Raw genomic sequence first — 4,152 nt, 5'->3', positions numbered from 1 at the left:
GCAAGCCGGACAGCGCCAGCGCCGTGAGCACGGCCGACGGCCCGGGCACGGCAGTGACCAGCAGGCCCTCCGCCACGGCCGCCTCCACCAGCCGGAAACCGGGATCCGAGACGGCCGGCATGCCGGCGTCGGTCACCATCACCAGGGTGCTGCCGGCACGGACCAGCTCCAGCAGGTCTGCGGTACGGGTCGCCTCGTTGTGTTCGTGGTAGCTGATGATCCGGCCGGCGGCCGTGATACCCAGCCGCTGCAGGAGTTTGTGCAGGCGGCGGGTGTCTTCGGCAGCGACTACATCGGCCGTTTGGAGCAGCTCGACCAGCCGCGGGGAGGCGTCCCCGACGTTGCCGATCGGCGTTCCGGCCAACACGATCTGTCCTGGCTGCCCCCCTGCCGGGACGCCCCGTTCCTGCTCATTCACATGGACAACCCTACCTGCGGCGTTGCCCTCTTTCACCGGCGCCTTATATAGAGTCGGTATGTGCCCCACTGCAGCGAGGACCGCCGTCCGGCAGCCGACGTCCCGGCCTGTGGCGCCGCACACCCGTGCACCTACCGGCCGGTAACATGATGGCCGTGACCCGAACCACACCTCCGCCGGCGGCGGTTGCCCCGCGCCACGGCTGGCTGGAATCGCCGGGACGGGCGTTCAGCGAGGCGGTGCTGCGCCGCCGACTGCTCGGTCTTCCGGCCCGGTTCGGGCCCTGGGCGTGGCTGCTCCCCGTGCTCACGGCCGTCCTCGGCGGGGTTTTGCGTTTCTACCGCCTGGGTGAACCGGGTTCCCTGGTGTTCGACGAAACCTACTACGTCAAGGACGCCTACTCCTACCTGCAATCCGGCTACGAACGCGAATGGCCCAAGGACGCCAACGACTCCTTCAACGCGGGCAATCCGGGCGTCCTCCTCGATACCCCCGAATATGTGGTGCACCCGCCGGTGGGCAAGTGGATGATCGCCGCCGGCATGTGGCTTTTTGGTTCCGACAACGGTTTTGGCTGGCGTTTCGGCGCCGCACTTACCGGCACGCTGTCCATCCTGATGATCGCCCTGATCGCGCAGGCGTTGTTCAAGTCGCCGGCGCTGGGCGGGGTCGCCGGTTTGCTGACGGCCATCGACGGGCACCATCTGGTCCACTCCCGGACGGCTTTGCTGGACGTCTTCCTCATGTTCTGGGTGGTCGCCGCCTTCGGCGCGCTGCTGCTGGACCGCTTCGACGGGCGACGGCGGCTGGCCGCGAAAATCGCCCGGCAGGCTGGCCCCTCCGGGGTGCCGCCCCCTTCGCGGCTGCTGTATGGTCCCTGGGTGCTCTGGCGGCCGTGGCGGCTGGCTGCGGCGGTCTGCCTCGGGCTGGCCGTGGGCACCAAGTGGTCGGCGCTGGCGTTCGTCGCGGTGTTTGGCCTGATGTGCGTGTTCTGGGACCTTGGCGCCCGGCGTGCCGCGGGGATCAGGGAGTGGTTTTCCGCCGGCGTGATCAGGGACGGGGTTCCGGCGTTCTTCACCATGATTCCGGCCGCGGCGGTGACCTATCTGGCGGCCTGGACCGGCTGGCTGCGCTCCGACGATGCCTACGACCGCAACTGGGCGGCGTCGAACCCGTCCGCGGCCTGGGGGTGGCTGCCGGACTGGCTGCGCTCGCTGGCCGAGTATCACCGCAGCGCCTACACCTTCCACAACGGCCTGGATTCCGAGCACCCGTACGAATCCAATGCCTGGACCTGGCTGTTCATGGGCCGCCCGACGTCGTTCTACTACCATGCCGAAGAAGCCGGCCAGGGCGGGTGCGAGGCGGCCACCCGCTGCTCCGAGGCGGTCACGGTGGTCGGCAACCCGCTCATCTGGTGGGCCGCGGCCGCCTCGCTGCTGGTGCTGCTCTTCTATTGGGCCGGGCGGCGGGACTGGCGGGCAGGGGCGATTCTGGCGGGAGTCGCGGCCGGTTACCTGCCCTGGTTCCTCTACCCCGACCGGACCACGTTCTTCTTCTACGCGATCGCCTTCCAGCCGTTCCTGGTCCTGGCCCTGACCTACGTGCTCGGGCTGGCGCTGGGCCGGGCGACGGATCCGCCGTGGCGCCGGCGCCAAGGCGTGCTGGTGGTCGGGCTCTTCGTGGCGGCCGCACTCGCGGTGTCGGCATTCTTCCTGCCGGTGTGGACCGCAGAGATGATCGGCTACGACCAGTGGCGCTGGCGGATGTGGATGCCAAGTTGGATTTGATGCAGGCCGGACAACACGACTTTTACCGGATTCAGAAAGTGGGCACGACGTGCGCGAAGCAGTAACCGAAGTGCTGGCAGCGATGCCGGCCGGCTCCAACCTGACGGACATCCTGGTGGCCCAGCATCAGCGCGACCCGCAGCGGGCGCTCTATGCGGTCAAGCGCAACGGCGCCTGGTCCGATGTTCCGGCCGCCGAACTCCTGGCCCAGGTCAGCGCCGTGGCGAAGGGCCTGATGGCCTCCGGCATCGAAGCCGGAGACACCATTGCCGTGATGTCCAAGACCCGGTTCGAGTGGACGGTGGTGGACCTGGCCGGCTGGTTCGCCGGCGCGGTGGTGGTTCCTATCTACGAAACCTCGTCCCCGCACCAGGTGCAGTGGATCCTGCAGGACTCGGCGGCGAAGCTGGTGTTCGCCGAGGACGCCGCCAAGGCCGCCGTGGTGCGCCAGGCCATGTCCGGGCTGCCGGCCGCGCTTCCGGTCTGGCAGCTGGACGGGGAGGCCGAGGGGCTGGCTGAGCTGGAGGCCCGCGGAACCGCGGTCACCGACGAGGAACTTGAACTGCGCCGGACCTCCCGGGGCATGCAGGACGCGGCCTCGCTGGTCTACACCTCGGGCACCACCGGCCGGCCGCGCGGCTGCATCATCACGCATGGCAACTTCGCGGAACTGGCGGTCAACACCGTGGAGTTCCTGGCGGACATCCTCAAGCGCCCGGACGCGAAGTCGCTGATGTTCCTGCCGCTGGCCCACGTGCTGGCCCGGGCCGTGCAGGTGATCTGCCTGACCGCCGGAGTGAAGATGGGCCACACGTCGAGCATGGCGGAGTTGATCGAGGACCTGCGCACCTACCAGCCCACCTTCCTGCTGGTGGTTCCGCGCGTGTTCGAAAAGGTCTACGCCTCCGCCCGGCAGAAAGCGCACGACGGCGGCAAGGGCAGGATCTTCGACGCCGCGGCGCAGACAGCGGTCGCCTACTCCCGGGCACGGGATGCGCAGGCACGCGGCACCGGCGCCGGGCCCGGGCTGGCCCTCAAGGCCCGGCATGCCGTGTTCGACAGGCTCGTCTACGGGAAGCTGCGCGCGGCGTTCGGCGGGCACGTGGAGTACACCGTCTCCGGCGCTTCCGCATTGAATCCAAAGCTCGCGCACTTCTTCACCGGCATCGGCGTGCCGGTCCTGGAAGGCTACGGGCTCACCGAATCCACTGCCCCTGCGGCGGTAAACCTGCCCGGCGCCAACCGGATCGGCACCGTGGGACTGCCGTTGCCCGGCACCACCATCAGAATTGCCGACGACGGCGAGGTCCTGATCAAGGGCATCGGCATCACCCGCGGCTACCACAATAACGACGACGCCAATGCCGAGTACTTTCGGGACGGCTTCTTGTGCACGGGGGACGTCGGGACGTTGGACGACGACGGCTACCTGACTATCACCGGCAGGAAAAAGGAGCTGCTGGTAACGGCGGGCGGCAAGAATGTCGCTCCGGGTCCGCTGGAGGACGCGCTGCGCGAACACCGGCTGGTGTCCCAGGCAGTGGTGGTCGGCGAGGGACGCCCGTTCGTCGGGGCGTTGGTGTCCCTGGACGAAGAGGGCCTGGCCGGCTGGCTTTCGTCGGCCGGCCGCCGGCCAGTCGGCCTGGCCGAGGCCGCCGAAGACCCGGCGGTCCTGGCCGAGCTGCAGCAGGCCGTGGACCAGGCCAACCAGCTGGTTTCGCGGGCGGAGCAGATCCGGAAGTTCGCGGTCCTCGGACAGGACCTCACCGAGGCCTCCGGGCACCTGACGCCGTCACTGAAGCTCAAGCGCGTCACCGTGCTGGAAGACTTCGCCGGCGAGATCGATTCCCTGTACCGCTAGGCCCTGGCCGGCAGCCGCCGCCTAGTCCTGCTCGCGGGCGAGCAGCAGTTCGTGCCGGCGGCGCTGTTCTTCGGCGGCGGCGG

Annotated in this window: 3 protein-coding genes; 2 read left to right on the top strand and 1 reads right to left on the bottom strand. The window is 69.1% G+C overall.

Annotated elements, in window-relative coordinates; genetic code table 11:
- Window positions 1-418 (bottom strand): 16S rRNA (cytidine(1402)-2'-O)-methyltransferase (gene rsmI / locus AC5RUJ_RS12100; RefSeq protein ID WP_494155911.1); only part of this gene is annotated, 418 nt, incomplete at its 3' end.
- 149 nt (window positions 419-567) lie between these two features.
- Here rsmI and AC5RUJ_RS12095 point away from each other — a divergent pair.
- Together AC5RUJ_RS12095 and AC5RUJ_RS12090 are read left to right on the top strand one after the other, a co-directional pair.
- Window positions 568-2,208, top strand: coding sequence for a dolichyl-phosphate-mannose--protein mannosyltransferase (locus tag AC5RUJ_RS12095; RefSeq protein WP_494129097.1), 1,641 nt, complete (start codon window positions 568-570; stop codon window positions 2,206-2,208).
- Between the two features lie 49 nt (window positions 2,209-2,257).
- Entirely contained in the window at window positions 2,258-4,069 is a 1,812-nt protein-coding gene (locus tag AC5RUJ_RS12090; RefSeq protein WP_494129095.1) for an AMP-dependent synthetase/ligase, read from the top strand.
- Window positions 4,070-4,152: the final 83 nt, after the last annotated feature.

The sequence above is a fragment of the Arthrobacter sp. Y3223164 genome (assembly GCF_059091005.1).
Note: the sequence above shows the minus strand (reverse complement) of the source record. Positions and strands in the feature narration are given on the sequence as shown.